The sequence below is a fragment of the Streptomyces sp. NPDC093546 genome (genome assembly GCF_044765045.1).
Lineage (GTDB): Bacteria > Actinomycetota > Actinomycetes > Streptomycetales > Streptomycetaceae > Streptomyces.
This window is the reverse complement of sequence record NZ_JBIWJG010000005.1, coordinates 334,531-348,899: the sequence shown is the minus strand read 5'-3', so window position 1 is coordinate 348,899 and position 14,369 is coordinate 334,531. Positions and strand designations below refer to the sequence as shown.

11 protein-coding genes are annotated in these 14,369 nt (G+C 71.4%); 1 reads left to right on the top strand and 10 read right to left on the bottom strand.

Features of this window, described 5'->3' with window-relative positions; all coding sequences use genetic code 11:
* Positions 1 to 9: 9 nt before the first annotated feature.
* The 10 genes from ACIRNI_RS14145 to rplU all read right to left on the bottom strand — a co-directional run bounded on the left by ACIRNI_RS14145 (position 10) and on the right by rplU (position 13,317).
* On the bottom strand, positions 10 to 1,314 hold the full coding sequence (locus ACIRNI_RS14145; protein WP_403551353.1) for a glutamate-5-semialdehyde dehydrogenase: 1,305 nt from the start codon (positions 1,312 to 1,314) through the stop codon (positions 10 to 12).
* A 102-nt stretch (positions 1,315 to 1,416) separates the two neighbouring features.
* Positions 1,417 to 1,920, bottom strand: coding sequence for a hypothetical protein (locus ACIRNI_RS14140; RefSeq protein ID WP_403551351.1), 504 nt, complete (start codon positions 1,918 to 1,920; stop codon positions 1,417 to 1,419).
* Between the two features lie 123 nt (positions 1,921 to 2,043).
* Positions 2,044 to 3,159 carry a glutamate 5-kinase gene (gene proB / locus ACIRNI_RS14135; RefSeq protein WP_355356018.1) on the bottom strand — a complete coding sequence of 372 codons (1,116 nt, stop codon included), beginning with the start codon at positions 3,157 to 3,159 and terminating at the stop codon, positions 2,044 to 2,046.
* Between the two features lie 261 nt (positions 3,160 to 3,420).
* Entirely contained in the window at positions 3,421 to 4,713 is a 1,293-nt protein-coding gene (locus ACIRNI_RS14130) for a glycosyltransferase family 2 protein (protein ID WP_403551349.1), read from the bottom strand.
* Between the two features lie 193 nt (positions 4,714 to 4,906).
* Positions 4,907 to 7,045, bottom strand: coding sequence for a hypothetical protein (locus ACIRNI_RS14125; protein WP_403551347.1), 2,139 nt, complete (start codon positions 7,043 to 7,045; stop codon positions 4,907 to 4,909).
* A 213-nt stretch (positions 7,046 to 7,258) separates the two neighbouring features.
* Positions 7,259 to 8,758 carry a bifunctional cytidylyltransferase/SDR family oxidoreductase gene (locus ACIRNI_RS14120; protein ID WP_355355986.1) on the bottom strand — a complete coding sequence of 500 codons (1,500 nt, stop codon included), beginning with the start codon at positions 8,756 to 8,758 and terminating at the stop codon, positions 7,259 to 7,261.
* 209 nt (positions 8,759 to 8,967) lie between these two features.
* Positions 8,968 to 10,989: a glycosyltransferase family 4 protein gene (locus tag ACIRNI_RS14115; RefSeq protein ID WP_403551345.1), complete on the bottom strand. Its 2,022-nt coding sequence runs from the start codon at positions 10,987 to 10,989 to the stop codon at positions 8,968 to 8,970.
* Between the two features lie 200 nt (positions 10,990 to 11,189).
* Positions 11,190 to 12,626, bottom strand: a complete 1,437-nt coding sequence (obgE, locus tag ACIRNI_RS14110) for a GTPase ObgE (protein WP_403551343.1) — start codon at positions 12,624 to 12,626, stop codon at positions 11,190 to 11,192.
* 101 nt (positions 12,627 to 12,727) lie between these two features.
* Positions 12,728 to 12,982: a 50S ribosomal protein L27 gene (gene rpmA, locus ACIRNI_RS14105; protein ID WP_093477705.1), complete on the bottom strand. Its 255-nt coding sequence runs from the start codon at positions 12,980 to 12,982 to the stop codon at positions 12,728 to 12,730.
* A 14-nt stretch (positions 12,983 to 12,996) separates the two neighbouring features.
* Positions 12,997 to 13,317, bottom strand: coding sequence for a 50S ribosomal protein L21 (gene rplU, locus ACIRNI_RS14100; protein ID WP_361413548.1), 321 nt, complete (start codon positions 13,315 to 13,317; stop codon positions 12,997 to 12,999).
* Between the two features lie 329 nt (positions 13,318 to 13,646).
* Between rplU and ACIRNI_RS14095 the strand changes: the two genes are divergently transcribed.
* A complete protein-coding gene (locus ACIRNI_RS14095) occupies positions 13,647 to 14,258 on the top strand; it encodes an acyltransferase (RefSeq protein ID WP_355355995.1) in 612 nt (203 codons plus the stop codon).
* The last annotated feature ends 111 nt before the right edge of the window (positions 14,259 to 14,369 follow it).

The window sequence follows — 14,369 nt, the reverse complement described above, 5'->3', positions numbered from 1 at the left end:
GTCGTGCCGCTACCGGACGTGACCGTCGCCGGTGACGATGTACTTGGTCGACGTCAGCTCCGGCAGACCCATGGGGCCGCGGGCGTGCAGCTTCTGCGTCGAGATGCCGATCTCGGCGCCGAAGCCGAACTGGCCGCCGTCCGTGAAGCGCGTGGAGGCGTTCACGGCGACCGTCGTGGAGTCGACCAGCTGGGTGAAGCGGCGGGCCGCGGCCTGCGAGGTGGTGACGATCGCCTCGGTGTGGCCGGAGGACCACAGCCGGATGTGCGCGACGGCGGCGTCCAGCGAGTCGACGACGGCGGCGGCGATGTCGTACGAGAGGTACTCGGTCTCCCAGTCCTCCAGCGTGGCCGCCACGACGGTGGCCTTGGAGCCGTCTCCGTACGAGACGACGCGCTCGTCGCCGTGGACGGTGACGCCCGCCTCGGCGAGGGCGTCGAGGGCGCGCGGCAGGAAGGCGTCGGCGATGTCGCGGTGGACGAGGAGCGTCTCGGCGGCGTTGCAGACGCTGGGCCGCTGCGCCTTGGAGTTGATCAGGATGTCGACGGCCATGTCGAGGTCGGCCTGGGCGTCGACGTACACGTGGCAGTTGCCGGTGCCGGTCTCGATGACCGGGACGGTGGACTCCTCCACGACGGTACGGATGAGCGAGGCGCCGCCGCGCGGGATCAGGACGTCGACCAGGCCGCGGGCGCGCATCAGCTCCCGTACCGAGTCGCGGGACTCGCCGGGCACGAGCTGCACGGCGTCGGCGGGGAGCCCGGCGCCGCCGACGGCGTCGCGCAGGACGCGGACGAGGGCGGTGTTCGAGGAGTACGCGGAGGACGAGCCGCGCAGCAGCACGGCGTTGCCGGACTTCAGGCAGAGGGCGGCGGCGTCGACGGTCACGTTGGGCCGGGCCTCGTAGATGATGCCGACGACGCCGAGCGGGACGCGGACCTGGCGCAGGTCGATGCCGTTGGGGAGGGTCGAGCCGCGCACCACCTCGCCGACCGGGTCGGGCAGCGCGGCGACGTCGCGGACGTCCGCGGCGATGGCCCGGACCCGCTCCGGGGTCAGCGTCAGCCGGTCGATGATCGACTCGCTGGTGCCGGCCTCGCGGGCGCGCGCCACGTCCTCGGCGTTCGCCTCGACGATCTCGCTGGTGCGGACCTCCAGCGCGTCCGCCATGGCGAGCAGCGCGTCGTCCTTCGCCGCGCGCGGGAGCGGCGCGATGTCGGCGGCGGCCGCGCGGGCGCGGTAGGCAGCGCGGGCGACCGGCGACATGTCGTCGAACGGCGTGATGGAAGGGGTGGGGGCGGAGTGCGAGGTCATGCCCGCAGGGTAATGCGCGGAGGGCGGGCATCCCTCACATATCCCGCAGTGCGAGACGCTCTTCTCAGAACCAGCCCCGGTCGGCCACCGGCCGGTACGGGGTCAGTACGGGTGGACGCCGACGGGGGCCGCCGGCGGCGGGCCGTAGCCCTCCGCGATCCGCTGGTGGTAGGTCTCCCGGTCGATCACCTCGAGACCGACGATCTCCCAGGGCGGCAGTTTGGCGCTCTGCCGGTGCTCGCCCCACAGCCGCAGGGCCACCGCGGCGGCGTCGTGCAGGTCGCGGGCCTCTTCCCAGTACCGGATCTCGGCGTGATCGGTGGCGTATCTGCTGGTGAGCAGGAACGGGTGGTCGTGCGCGAGCTGCTCCAGGGCGCGCCGGACCTCCGTCAGCGGGGCCTCCTGGCCCGAGACGCTGAGGGTGATGTGCCAGAGCTTGGACACCTGGCGGTCCCGGTGGTGCCGGTCGGGCTCGCGGACGGTTTCCGCGTCGCGGACGGCGGCGTCACCCAGACCGGCGTCCTCGAAGTCGGCCCCGGCCTCGACACTCGTCAGGGCGCGTTCGGTCGTCCCTCGGGGCAGTGCCCCCGGGCGCGCTCGTCTCACCGGCGGCCTCCTGTTGATGCGTGCTCGTGCTGTCACCCCGCTTACCCCCCGACACAAAGTTGACCAGTCCTGAGCGGAACTTGGGGCTGTTTTGGTGAAGGTCTCCGGCGGAGGGCGGGACTTTCAGCCGTTCTGGGGCTGGAGCACGACCAGATCGTCCCTGTGTACGACTTCTCTCTCGTATGCCGGACCCAGCTCCTTCGCGAGCTCTCGGGTGGAACGTCCCAGGAGCTGCGGCATCTCCTTGGCGTCGAAGTTCACCAGCCCGCGGGCGACGGCGCGGCCCGCCGCGTCGCGGAGCTCGACCGGGTCGCCGGCCGCGAAGTCGCCCTCGACGGCCGCGATACCGGCCGGGAGCAGCGACTTCTTGCCCTGCACCACGGCTCGTACGGCGCCCTCGTCGAGGATGAGCGCGCCCTGCGGGGTCGAGGCGTGGGCGAGCCAGAGCAGCCGGTCGGCCGAGCGCCGGCCGGTGCGCCGGAAGTACGTGCCGGTGTCGCGGCCCGCGAGGGCGTCGGCGGCCCGGCTGGCGGAGGTCAGGACGACGGGGACGCCCGCGGCGGCGGCGATCCGGGCGGCCTCCACCTTGGTCACCATGCCGCCGGTGCCGACGCCGGCCTTGCCCGCGGAACCGATCTCCACGCCCTCCAGGTCCTCCGGCCCGCGGACCTCCTCGATCCGGGAGGTGCCGGGCTTCGACGGATCGCCGTCGTAGAGCCCGTCCACGTCGGAGAGCAGGACCAGCAGGTCGGCGCGGACGAGGTGGGCGACGAGCGCGGCGAGGCGGTCGTTGTCGCCGAAGCGGATCTCGTCCGTGGCGACGGTGTCGTTCTCGTTGACGACCGGTACGGCGCCCATGGCCAGGAGCTGGTCCAGGGTCCGGTAGGCGTTGCGGTAGTGGGCGCGGCGGCTGGTGTCGTCGGTGGTGAGGAGCACCTGGCCGACGCGTACGCCGTAGCGGGCGAAGGAGGCGGTGTAGCGGGCTACGAGCAGGCCCTGTCCGACGCTGGCGGCGGCCTGCTGGCGGGCCAGGTCCTTGGGGCGGCGGGCGAGGCCGAGGGGCGCGAGTCCGGCGGCGATGGCGCCGGAGGAGACCAGGACGATCTCCTTCTCTCCGCCGCTGCGGACCTTGGCGAGTACGTCGACGAGCGCGTCGACGCGGTCGGCGTCGAGGCCGCCGGAGGCGGTGGTCAGGGACGAGGAGCCGACCTTGACGACGATCCTGCGGGCTTCTGTCACGTACTGCCTTGCCACTGCTGTCACATGGGGAAATCTATGCCAGGGGCGGGGGTCGGCGCGCGCGTGTTTCAGCGCGTGGACAGCGCGCTGGACACGTCGGCGGGCGCCGGAGCCCTGGCCGGGGCGGGCCTCCCGGGCCGTCCCGGGGGGCGCGCGGGCGCCGCCCCGGGCGTGCGCCGGAGCCGCCGCGAAAGCGGCCGAATCCGATCGCCGCCGCGCCGGCTCCCCCGCCGCCCCCGCCGATGCCGGCCGGGCGGGCCCTCACGCCGCCTCGCGGGCCGCCTCCGCCGGAGCCGCCGTGCGAGGAGTGGACGCGTCGCCGCGCGTGCCGCGCAGGTGCAGGCGGCGCAGCACCGCGCCCGCGAGGCGCCGGGCCCGGCGGCGGGCGCGGCGCAGGGTGCGGCCGGCGGCGGCGCGGGCGGCGGCGCGCGGGCCCGCCGCGCCGCGGAGCTCGTACGCGGCGTCGGGGATCCCCGCCGCCGGGTCGCGGAAGCGCGGGTACGCCAGGTACTCCCGGCCCCAGCGGCGTACGCGCTCCGGGGGCGTGCCCGCCTTCAGGTACGCGACCACCTCCCGCAGCGCCTCCGGCTTGTTCAGCGCCACGCAGGTCAGCCGCAGCCGGTCCTCGGGCTTGAGCCGGCGCGCGACGCCCGGCGTCCAGTACGCGGCCATCAGCGGCGCCGCCAGCTCCATCTTGTGGCGCAGCACCTCGGGCGGCTGCTTGAGGAGCACCGGCCCGAACTGCGGCAGCAGCGTGACGATGAACGGCCGCAACATCAGCAGGTCGCGCTTCTCGCCCTTCGGCACGTGCCGGGCGATCAGCTCCATCAGCGCTTTCGCCGAGTCGAAGCGGAGGGTGTAACTCCCGGTCTTGGTGACGTGCTTGCCGTCCTCGCGGCCCACCAGGTAGTAGCAGACGTAGTCGGCGACCACCGAGACCCCGTTGCCGCGCAGATACGCCTCCAGCGTGAACAGCGCGTCCTCGCCCGTGCGCAGCGACTCGTCGAAGCGCATGCCGTGGCGTACCAGCAGCTCGCGCCGGAAGAGCTTCTGGGCGCTGAGCGTGTACTTGACGTTGGAGGTGAAGATGTCGGCGCGCTCGACGGTCCGGCCCCACATCGACTTGGCCGCGTTGCGGTTGACGCCGACGGTCTTGCCGAGCACCACGTCCGTGCCCGCCTTGTCGGCCATCGCGACGAGCCGCTCCAGGGCTTCCTCGCCGAGGTAGTCGTCGGCGTCGAGGAAGAAGACGTACCGGCCGCGGGCCAGTTGCAGCCCGGTGTTGCGCGGGCCGCTGGGGCCTCCGGAGTTGGCCTGCCGGACGACGCGCGTCGGCACGGCCGACCGGGCGGCGAACTCCTCCAGGTACTCGCCGGTGCCGTCCGTCGAGCCGTCGTCGACGGCGATGATCTCCATGCGCCGCGGGCCGATGGTCTGCGCCTCGGCCGAGTCCAGGCACGTGACCAGGTACGGCATGGCCTCGTAGGCCCCGATGATCACGCTGACATCGGGAGCGTCGGAAGTGTCGGGAGCGTCGGGAGTGTTCTCAGGCATCGGCACCCACTACGGCGGTAAGCGGTAAACGGACGACGGCCGTCCGTCCGTGCGTCATGGTGCCCCCGACCCGTGTCGGGCATGTGTCGGCACGCACGACGGCCCGTAAGTCCCCTTCGTACGAGGGACTTACGGGCCGTTGTGTGTACGCCGGTGTGCGCCGCGGTGTAGGTCCGCGCTCGCGTCGGCTCGGTCAGGTAGCGACGGGGGCGGCCACCTCGTCCGCGCCCTTCTCGGCCACGGTGTCCGTCACCACGTCGGCCGCCGCGGTGGCCTCCGCGTCCAGCTCGCCGATCCGCTGGCCGGCCAGCCGCTGCGCCACGCCGCGGTTGCGGGCCTCCGCCTTCGTCGCGAGGGCACGCACCGCCGCGTTGAACCGCTCCATGGAGGTCGGCTCGTCCGGACCGAGCAGGTACTGCTTGAGCCGGCGCCGGTCGGCCGCGAGCAGGTCGGCGGCCGGGTCGGCCACGGCGGCCAGCAGTTCGTCCAGCTCGGCGGCGCTGTTGGAGAGGATCACCGCGGCGCGGACCGCTGTGTTCTGGCGCTTGAACTCCTCGGCGCCGAGCTCGGCCGAGTCCGTCACGGCGTACGGCTTGCCGCTCGCGATGAAGTCCGACACCACGCTGGAGATGTCCGAGACCATGCCGTCGGACTCGTTGAAGCAGTCGTACAGCTTCGGCTCGGGGCCGGTGACGACGCGGTGCTCCCACCAGCCGAAGGAGCGCCAGTACGCGTCGTTCCACTCCGCGCGCAGCCGCTTGATCTCGGCGAGGCGGTGCGGGTCGGCGAGCGAGACGCGCGACTCCTCGGCCTCGTCGCCGCCCTTGCGGCCGGGGCGGCAGAGCTCGGCGATGCGGGCCTCGATGCGGGTGAGCTCGGCGCGCGCGGCGGTCTGCGACGCCTGGGCGGCGGCGATCTCCTTCGCCCAGCGCGGGTCGGTGGCGCGGGCGGCGTTGGCTGCGGCGACCATCTTCTGCAGCCGCTCGTCGACGGCCTTGGCCTTCTTGTTGACCAGGCCGGTGAAGGGGTGCGGCTTGTAGATCACGCGGACCGGGCTCGGGGCGTTCAGCAGCCGCTTCATGATGTTCTCGCCGGCCAGCAGCAGCGAGGTGTTGCCCGGGTTGTTGTCCCAGCCCTCCCAAGTGGGGGCGTACAGGAGGGTCGGGATCGGGTTCTTCGGCGCACCCGTCCAGGGCTTGATCGGCGCGAGCTGCGGGCGGCCGACCTCGACGATGTCCTCGTCGCGGACGCCGACGTCGGCGAGCGCGTACCGGTCGCGGCCCGCCTGGCCGGCGGTCCACACCTCGTCGTACACCTTGGAGAAGGGGTTGACGCTGGCGAGCTTGTCGCTGTCGCCGTGGCCGATGAAGACGTGCTTCATGGTCGGTACGCGCAGCATGTGGATGTTCTTGCCGACGTTGGCGGCGTACAGCGTGACGCGGATCGAGGAGAAGTCCATCGCCATCAGGTGCTGCCCGCCGGGCACGCACAGGACCGGCACGGACGTCGGGTTGAGCTTCTTGACGAGGTTGCGCTCGCGCATGATGACGATCGGTCGGCCGTCGGCCTGCTCCATCGTCTCCAGCCACATGTTGACCTGGTACGCGGAGTCGTCGGAGCCGGAGAAGTACAGCGCGACGGTCGGCTGGTACTCGCCGAGCCAGGTGCCGACGGCCTTGAGGACCGCGCCCGCGGCCGGCACCCGGCGGCCCCGGCGCAGGTACGGGACGAGGACGAGGGTGTAGAGCAGCCCCAGCGCGAGGGTGGCGGCGACGCCTGCGTACGCGACGGTGTTCTCGCCGGTGGCGGCGGCGATGATCACGCCCGCGACGGCCGGGATGTCGAGGTGCAGCATCTTCTCGGCGGACCGATTCAGCAGGGCGCGCGGCGGGGCGTCCGGGATGCGCACGGCGTGCAGGTCGATGTTGCGGGTGACGACCGGCATGGTGCGCCGCAGCCGGATGAGGGTGGCGAGGGCGCCCTGCGGGGCCTGGAGGCCGTAGAAGAGCAGGAAGCAGGCGACCGCGGCGTAGAAGACCGGCTGCTCGGCGAGGTTCTCGCGGGCGAGCAGCAGGATCAGCAGCAGCTGGCGCAGCAGGAAGCGGATCGGCAGGCCGGCTCTGACCTTGCTCAGCCGGTTGATCAGATAGCTCTTCTTCTGGTGCAGATACCAGTCCGCGACATAGGTCACGGCACCGGCGGCCGCGAAGAACCAGAGGTTCGGGATCAGCGCGGCGAGCATGACGCACGGATAGCCCAGTCCCATCAGGACTGCCGCGGCCAGCTCCGACGCACTGCCCACGCGTACCAGGCGAATGGCGGTCGAAATCACGAAGAACCTGCTCCAGAGGGGGGTGCCGGTTTATTTCACATTGCGCTGCGGGGGTTCAGGAGCCACGGGCTCGTGAACCGGTGGTTCATGAACTCGAGGCCCGTGAACCCGCGGTTCACGAACTCGGGCCCCTGTATTCGCGGTGAGGCGACACAGAGGCCCGAATTGCACATCAAGCGATCCAGATCATGAGATTCTGCGATCCGCCGAGTATTACACATCTCCCTGGCGGTCCAGTACGGACGCCAGGGCCTGCTCGAAGCCCGACGCCTCGCTCGCCCCGGCGGTCGGGTCCTGCTGCCGTACGTCGATGACATGGCCGGTCAGGTCGGAGAGCAGCACGTCCAGCGAGGTCCGGGCCACGGCCTCGGAGGACAGCAGCGAACCGGCCGGCTCCTGGCCGAACGCCTTCGTGCGCATGGGGGTCGCGGTGCGCTCGGGGTTGACGCAATTCACCCGGATTCCGTCGCCGGCCCATTCGTCGGCGAGGGCCTGGGTGAGATTCACCATGGCGGCCTTGGTGGAGGAGTAAAGGCTGTACTCGGCGCGGCCGCGGGTGTAGCTGGAGGAGGTGTAGAGCAGCAGCTGTCCCTTGGTCTCGACCAGGTATTTGTACGACGCACGAGCGATGTGCACGGGCGCGAGGTAATTGACGTTCAGCGCTTCCTGAATGGTGGCGCTGTCGGTCTCGGCGAGCTTGCCGATGCGCAGCACGCCCGCGGTGTTGATCACGTAGTCGATGCGGCCGCTCTCCGCGTACGCCTTGTCCAGCGCGGCGTCGACGTGGTCGGGGTTCTCCACGTGGGTGCCGGTGGTGGAGCGGCCCAGCGCGTACACCGTGGCGCCGTAGCGCTCGGCGAGGGCGGCGATGTCGGCGCCGATGCCGTACGAACCGCCGAAGACGACGACGGTCTTGCCGGAGAGCTGCTCGCGGTAGGCGGCCTCGTCGGCCTGGCGGGGCGCGGCGGTGGAGGCCAGCTGGAAGAGCTTGTCGGCGATGAAGACGTCGACCGGCTGGGTCACCTTCATGTTGTACTCGTCGCCCGGTACGACGTGGATCGGCACGTCGGGCAGGTACTTGAGCACGACGGAGCAGTCGTCGGTGGCCTGGAAGTTCGGGTCGCCGGCGGCGACCTCGTACGCCCTGCGGATCGTGGAGAGCTTGAACGCCTGCGGGGTCTGGCCGCGGCGCAGCCGTGAGCGGTCCGGGACGTCGGTGATGAACTCGCCGTCCTCGCCGTGGGTGCGGGTCACGATGATCGTGTCCGCGGAGGGGATGGCGACGTCGACGGCCTGGTAGCGGTCGAGGGCGTCGACACAGTCCTTGATCACGCGCTGTGACAGAAGCGGACGGACGGCGTCATGGAAGAGGACGTTGCGGTCCTCCCCCTCCGCGAGGCCCTCGCCGAGGGCGCGGATGGCGCGCTCCGTCGTCTCGTTGCGGGTGGCGCCGCCCTCCAGGACGCGGGTGACCTTGGTCAGCCCGGCCTTGGCGATGATCTTCTCGACGTCGGGCACGAAACCGGGCGCCATCAGCACGATCACGTCGTCGACGCACTCGGCCTGCTCGAAGATCGTCAGCGTGTGCTCGATGACCGCCTTGCCCGCGATCTTCAGCAGCTGCTTGGGGATCGCGAGGCCCACCCGCTGGCCGGTACCACCGGCCAGGACGACTGCTGTGGTGCGGGTCTTGGCTTCATGCGGCGCTGACACAGAACGACCTACCTTGCGACGACGGGGGGACGGGCTGATGGTCGCACTCTCCGTGACCGTCCCGCAAGGCGGACGGCAGGCACCCGGCACCGGGTGGACACCCCGTGTTCACCGCGTGGCCTGGGGAGTTGATCCGGCACCCGGAAGGGCGTTCGGTGACCGACGCCACACGGGGGACGGCGGAGTGTGATGGTGCTGTGCGGACCCGGTTACTTGACCGGCACATCGGCGACGTTGACCAGCAGGTCGTTGGTGTCGGCGTACGCCGGGCGGACGCGGACGTACTGCTGCGGCAGGCCGCGCAGCCTGCGCGCCGCGATGCGCAGCAGGGCGTAGGGCCGCTTCTTGCGCAGCCGCGTGGCGGGATAGCCGAAGACGGGGCCCTTGTCGACGATGTCGTCGAGGACGCGGGCGAGGCGGACGGGCTCGGCGCCGGGGGCGTACCGCACCAGCAGGTCCCACCACTGGTTGGCCGCGGTCTGGTGGGCGGCGGGTCCGGCGGCGGGGAAGGTGAAGCGGAACCGCCCGTCGCCCTGCCAGGTGCCGGGGTACGTGAGGTCGACGGAGCCGCGGCCGCGGCGGCGCACGATCAGGGTGGGTGCGCCCGGTGCGGGCGCGGCGCCGATCAGTTCACCGGAAACGGTGATCTCTCCCCGGGAGACCTGGAGATCGGCGGCCTCGGCGTGGACGGGACGCACCCAGGAGCGCAGCAGGAGCTGCTTCTTCGGCTTGCTGGGGTACGGGACGAGGGTGCGTACGCCGCCGGTGACGCGTTCCCGGGCGCGCATCGCGCCGCGCTGGTCTATGGAACGGGTGGTGATGCGCACGCGCCGCCCGGAGCCGGGCAGTTCGACGGAGCCCTCCCAGATGCCCTCGTGGAACACCGCGTCCGCCGGGATGGTGGCGCGGCCCTCGGCGTCGAAGGGGAAGCGGTGGTCGTCGGTGCGGTCGTCGGTGCGTACGCAGGCGAGGTGGAGTCCCTCCCGGCGCGGGCCCGCGAGCGTGACGGTCACGGCGCCGTCGGGCTCGACCACGCAGTCGGCGACGGGGGCGTAGCCGCCCGCCTCGGCGCGCTGGGCGGCGGCGGTGCGCAGCTCGCCGAAGAGCTCCTCGTACTGCTCGGCGACCCGGGCCGGGTGGAAGCGGCGGGCGTTGCGCAGGGCGGCCGCGCCCATCTTCCGGCGCAGTTCCTCGTCGTCGATGAGGGTGAGCAGCGCGGTGGCGACGGCGTCGGTGTCGCCCACGGGTACGAGGATGCCGTCCTCGCCGTCCGTGAGGATCTCGCGCGGGCCGTAGTCGCAGTCGGTGGAGACCACGGGCAGGCCGCAGCGCATCGCCTCGACGAGCGTCATGCCGAACGACTCGTGGCGCGAGCTCGACGCGGCGATGGCGCCCTTGGCCCACTCCGGCTCGATGGGCGAGTGCGGGCCCATGAGCCGGACGCTGTTGTAGAGGCCGAGTTCCTCGATGCGGGCGAGGAGCTTGTCCCGCTCGGTACCCCAGCCGTAGATGCGCAGGTCCCAGTCGGGATGGGCCTTGACGACCTTGGCGAAGGCGTCGATGAGGACGTGGTACTGCTTCTCCGGGGAGAGCCGCCCGGCGGCGACGACCGTCTTCCCGGAGACGTCCGACGGCGCGACGGGCGGCTCCGGAACGCTGTTGGGGATGGCGAGCACGCGCGTGGCGGGCAGCGGCATGTGCTCCCGCCACACCCGGGCGTCGCCCTCGGAGACGGTGACGTAGGCGTCGAGCGCGTCGAGGTGCGCGTACATCTCCTTGCGCAGGGCCGTCTTGTGGTGGTGGTGCGTCATGTGCTCCTGGCCGATGAGCACGGCACCGGAGGGCGCGAACTGCGCGACGTACGCGGAGAGTCCGGGGCGGGTGCCGATGACGACGTCCGCGTCGGAGCCCGCGGTGGCGTAGTGCGCCCGGACGCGCTCGTCGGTGAGCTTGCCGTACTCCTTGTAGCGCGCTTCGTTCCTGGGGAAGTGCTCGGCGGGCTGGAGCAGGAGCGGGTGCTCCTTCTCGTTGGTGGGCGAAGAGGGGCGGGTGTCGACGAGCGGGACGACGGTGATGCGGGGGTCGATGTCGAAGAGCGGGATGTCGCGGTGCCGGAAGACCGACACGATCTCCACCTCGTGGCGGTCGGCGAGCTCTTCCGCGAGGTTGAGCGTGGTGCGGATGGTGCCGCCGATGCCGTAGATGGTGTGGATGAGGAAGGAGATCTTCATCAACGCTCCGTTCGATGTGCCGGGGGCGGTTCTGCTCGGCCCCTCGTAGCTAGACGGCTGTTCGACGGCATTGGTTGTGTCGTGAACGGACCCAATCCCTCCCGCGCGGCGCCGGGCACCGCGAAGCCCCGGCCCCCGGAGGCCGATGTGGCGGGTTCCGGGGGACGGGGCTCTGTGGAAAGGCCCGTGAGAGGGGCTCGCTAGAAGGGCTCGAAGCCCTCGAACTCGCGGAGCGCCTCGTCCCGCTCGGCGTCGCGGTCCTTGCGGCGCTGGGCCGCGGGGCGCGGGGCCTCGAAGCGGTGGTCCTCGCCGCGGCGGCCGAGCATCTCGGCGCCCGCCATCATCGTGGGCTCCCAGTCGAAGACGACCGCGTCGTCCTCGGGGCCGATCGCCACGCCGTCGCCGGCGCGGGCGCCGGCCTTCATCAGCTCCTCCTCGACACCGAGGCGGCTGAGGCGGTCGGCGAGGTAGCCGACGGCCTCGTCGTTGGTGAAGTCCGTCTGGCGCACCCAGCGCTCCGGCTTCTCGCCGCGCACCCGGAAGAGGCCGTCCTCCTCGAGCGTGACGGTGAAGCCCGCGTCGTCGACCGCCTTCGGGCGGATGACGATCCGGGTCGCCTCCTCCTTCGGCTTGGCCGCGCGGGCCTTGGAGACGATCTCGGCGAGCGCGAAGGAGAGCTCCTTCAGGCCCGTGCGGGCCACGGCCGAGACCTCGAAGACGCGGTAGCCGCGCTCCTCCAGGTCCGGGCGGATCATGTCGGCGAGGTCCTGGCCGTCCGGGATGTCGATCTTGTTGAGGACGACGATGCGCGGGCGGTCGTCGAGGCCGCCGTACTGCTTGAGCTCCTCCTCGATGACGTCGAGGTCGGAGACCGGGTCGCGGTCGGACTCCAGGGTCGCCGTGTCCAGGACGTGCACCAGGACCGAGCAGCGCTCGACGTGGCGCAGGAACTCGAGGCCCAGGCCGCGGCCCTGGCTGGCGCCCGGGATCAGACCCGGCACGTCGGCGATCGTGTAGACGGTGGAGCCGGCGGTGACCACGCCCAGGTTCGGCACGAGGGTCGTGAACGGATAGTCCGCGATCTTGGGCTTGGCCGCGGACAGCACGGAGATCAGCGAGGACTTGCCGGCGCTGGGGTAGCCCACCAGGGCCACGTCCGCGACCGTCTTCAGCTCCAGCACGATGTCGCCGGAGCGTCCCGGCTCGCCGAGCAGCGCGAAGCCGGGCGCCTTGCGGCGCGCGGAGGCCAGCGCGGCGTTGCCGAGGCCGCCGCGGCCGCCCTCGGCGGCGACGTACGAGGTGCCGTGGCCGACCAGGTCGGCCAGGACCTCGCCGTTCTTGTCCAGCACGACCGTGCCGTCCGGCACCGGCAGGATCAGGTCCTGGCCGTCCTTGCCGGAGCGGTTGCCGCCCTCGCCGGGCTTGCCGTTGGTGGCCTTGCGGTGCGGGGAGTGGTGGTATTCCAGCAGGGTGGTGATCGACTGGTCGACGACCAGGATCACATCGCCGCCACGGCCGCCGTTGCCGCCGTCGGGGCCGCCGAGCGGCTTGAACTTCTCCCGGTGAACGGAGGCACAGCCGTGGCCTCCGTTACCCGCGGCGACATGCAGCTCGACGCGGTCCACGAAGGTGGTCATGTCCTATGCCTCCAGTTACGTAGGAATTGTCTTCGGTGCAACAAGCGAAAGGCGGACCCGCTTCCCGATACGGGAAGTGAGGTCCGCCTCTCGTAAGTGGCTTAGGCAGCCGGAACGATGTTCACGACCTTGCGGCCGCGGTGCGTCCCGAACTGAACCGCACCGGCCTGCAGCGCGAACAGCGTGTCGTCGCCACCACGGCCGACACCCGCGCCCGGGTGGAAGTGGGTGCCACGCTGGCGGACCAGGATCTCACCGGCGTTGACGACCTGACCGCCGAAGCGCTTCACGCCGAGCCGCTGAGCGTTGGAGTCGCGACCGTTCCGGGTGGACGATGCGCCCTTCTTGTGTGCCATGTCTCCTCAGTCCCTTACTTCGCGGCCGACGGGATCGTCGTGACCTTGATCGCCGTGTACTGCTGGCGGTGGCCCTGACGACGGCGGTAGCCGGTCTTGTTCTTGTAGCGCAGGATGTCGATCTTGGCGCCCTTGTGGTGGTCCACGACCTCGGCCTGGACCTTGATGCCGGCCAGCACCCACGGGTCGCTGGTCACGGAGTCGCCGTCGACAACGAGCAGGGTCGAGAGCTCGACCGTGTCGCCAACCTTGGCAGTGGAAATCTTGTCAACCTCAACGATGTCGCCGACAGCAACCTTGTGCTGGCGACCACCGCTGCGCACGATGGCGTACACGGTTCTCTCCTTGCTCGTGAACGGGAACCCCTGATGCCAGCCGCTCGCACGGACCGGCGAGGTCCGTGACTGTTCCGGGTGGATGAGCGGCCTCTCCGACCCGGGCCCGGGGGCCCCGCGGAGGAAGGTGCTCAGGAGCTGGCGCGCATGGAAACACGCCGACGGTCAAGGTTACGGGGCTCGGGTGGAGGGGTCAAACCGGGCCTGCGGGCGGTGCGGCCGTGCTCCACGGGTGGCAATACCGCCCCCGACCACCGACCGGCCGACCGGTTGCGTTTTCTCGCCCACGTATGCTCACTCCGCGAAGAGGCACTGGGAAAGGCGTCAGAGTGAACTACAGGGTCCAGCCCACCGCGCAGGTCGACGAGACCGCTGAGATCGGGGCCGGCAGCAGCGTCTGGGAGCTCGCCCAGATCCGGGAGAACGCGCGGCTCGGCGAGGCCTGCGTGGTCGGGCGCGGCGCGTACATCGGCACCGGCGTCCGCATCGGCGACAACGTGAAGATCCAGAACTACGCCCTGGTGTACGAGCCCGCCGAGCTCGCCGACGGCGTCTTCGTGGGGCCGGCGGTCGTGCTCACCAACGACCACAACCCTCGGTCGGTGGACCCCGAGGGCCGGCAGAAGCGGGGCAGCGACTGGGAGGCCGTCGGCGTGAAGGTCGCCGAGGGCGCCTCGCTCGGCGCGCGGTCAGTGTGCGTCGCCCCGGTCCGTATCGGACGATGGGCGATGGTCGCGGCCGGCGCCGTGGTCACCAAGGACGTGCCCGACTTCGCCCTGGTCGTCGGCGTCCCGGCCCGCCGCATCGGCTGGGTCGGCCGGGAGGGCGTCCGGCTGGTCGAGCGGGACGGGGAGCCCGGGGTGTGGGCCTGCCCGAAGACGGGTGCCCTGTACGAGGAGAAGGACGGGGTCCTTTCGGAGCGCGCGGACCTCTCCGCCTGACGGCTGATCCACGGGCCGGCCGCCCGGAGTGACCAGTCACACAGGCGTCGGCACCTCCGCCACAGAACCGGACACGCACATCCAAGCGTCCGATAGCATGGACGCATTTTG

Coding starts and splice junctions, on each gene's coding strand:
- ACIRNI_RS14145 (WP_403551353.1), bottom strand. CDS start 1,314: ATGACCTCGCACTCCGCCCCCACCCCTTCCATCACGCCGTTCGACGAC.
- ACIRNI_RS14130 (WP_403551349.1), bottom strand. CDS start 4,713: ATGCCTGAGAACACTCCCGACGCTCCCGACACTTCCGACGCTCCCGAT.
- ACIRNI_RS14115 (WP_403551345.1), bottom strand. CDS start 10,989: ATGAAGATCTCCTTCCTCATCCACACCATCTACGGCATCGGCGGCACC.
- obgE (WP_403551343.1), bottom strand. CDS start 12,626: ATGACCACCTTCGTGGACCGCGTCGAGCTGCATGTCGCCGCGGGTAAC.
- rpmA (WP_093477705.1), bottom strand. CDS start 12,982: ATGGCACACAAGAAGGGCGCATCGTCCACCCGGAACGGTCGCGACTCC.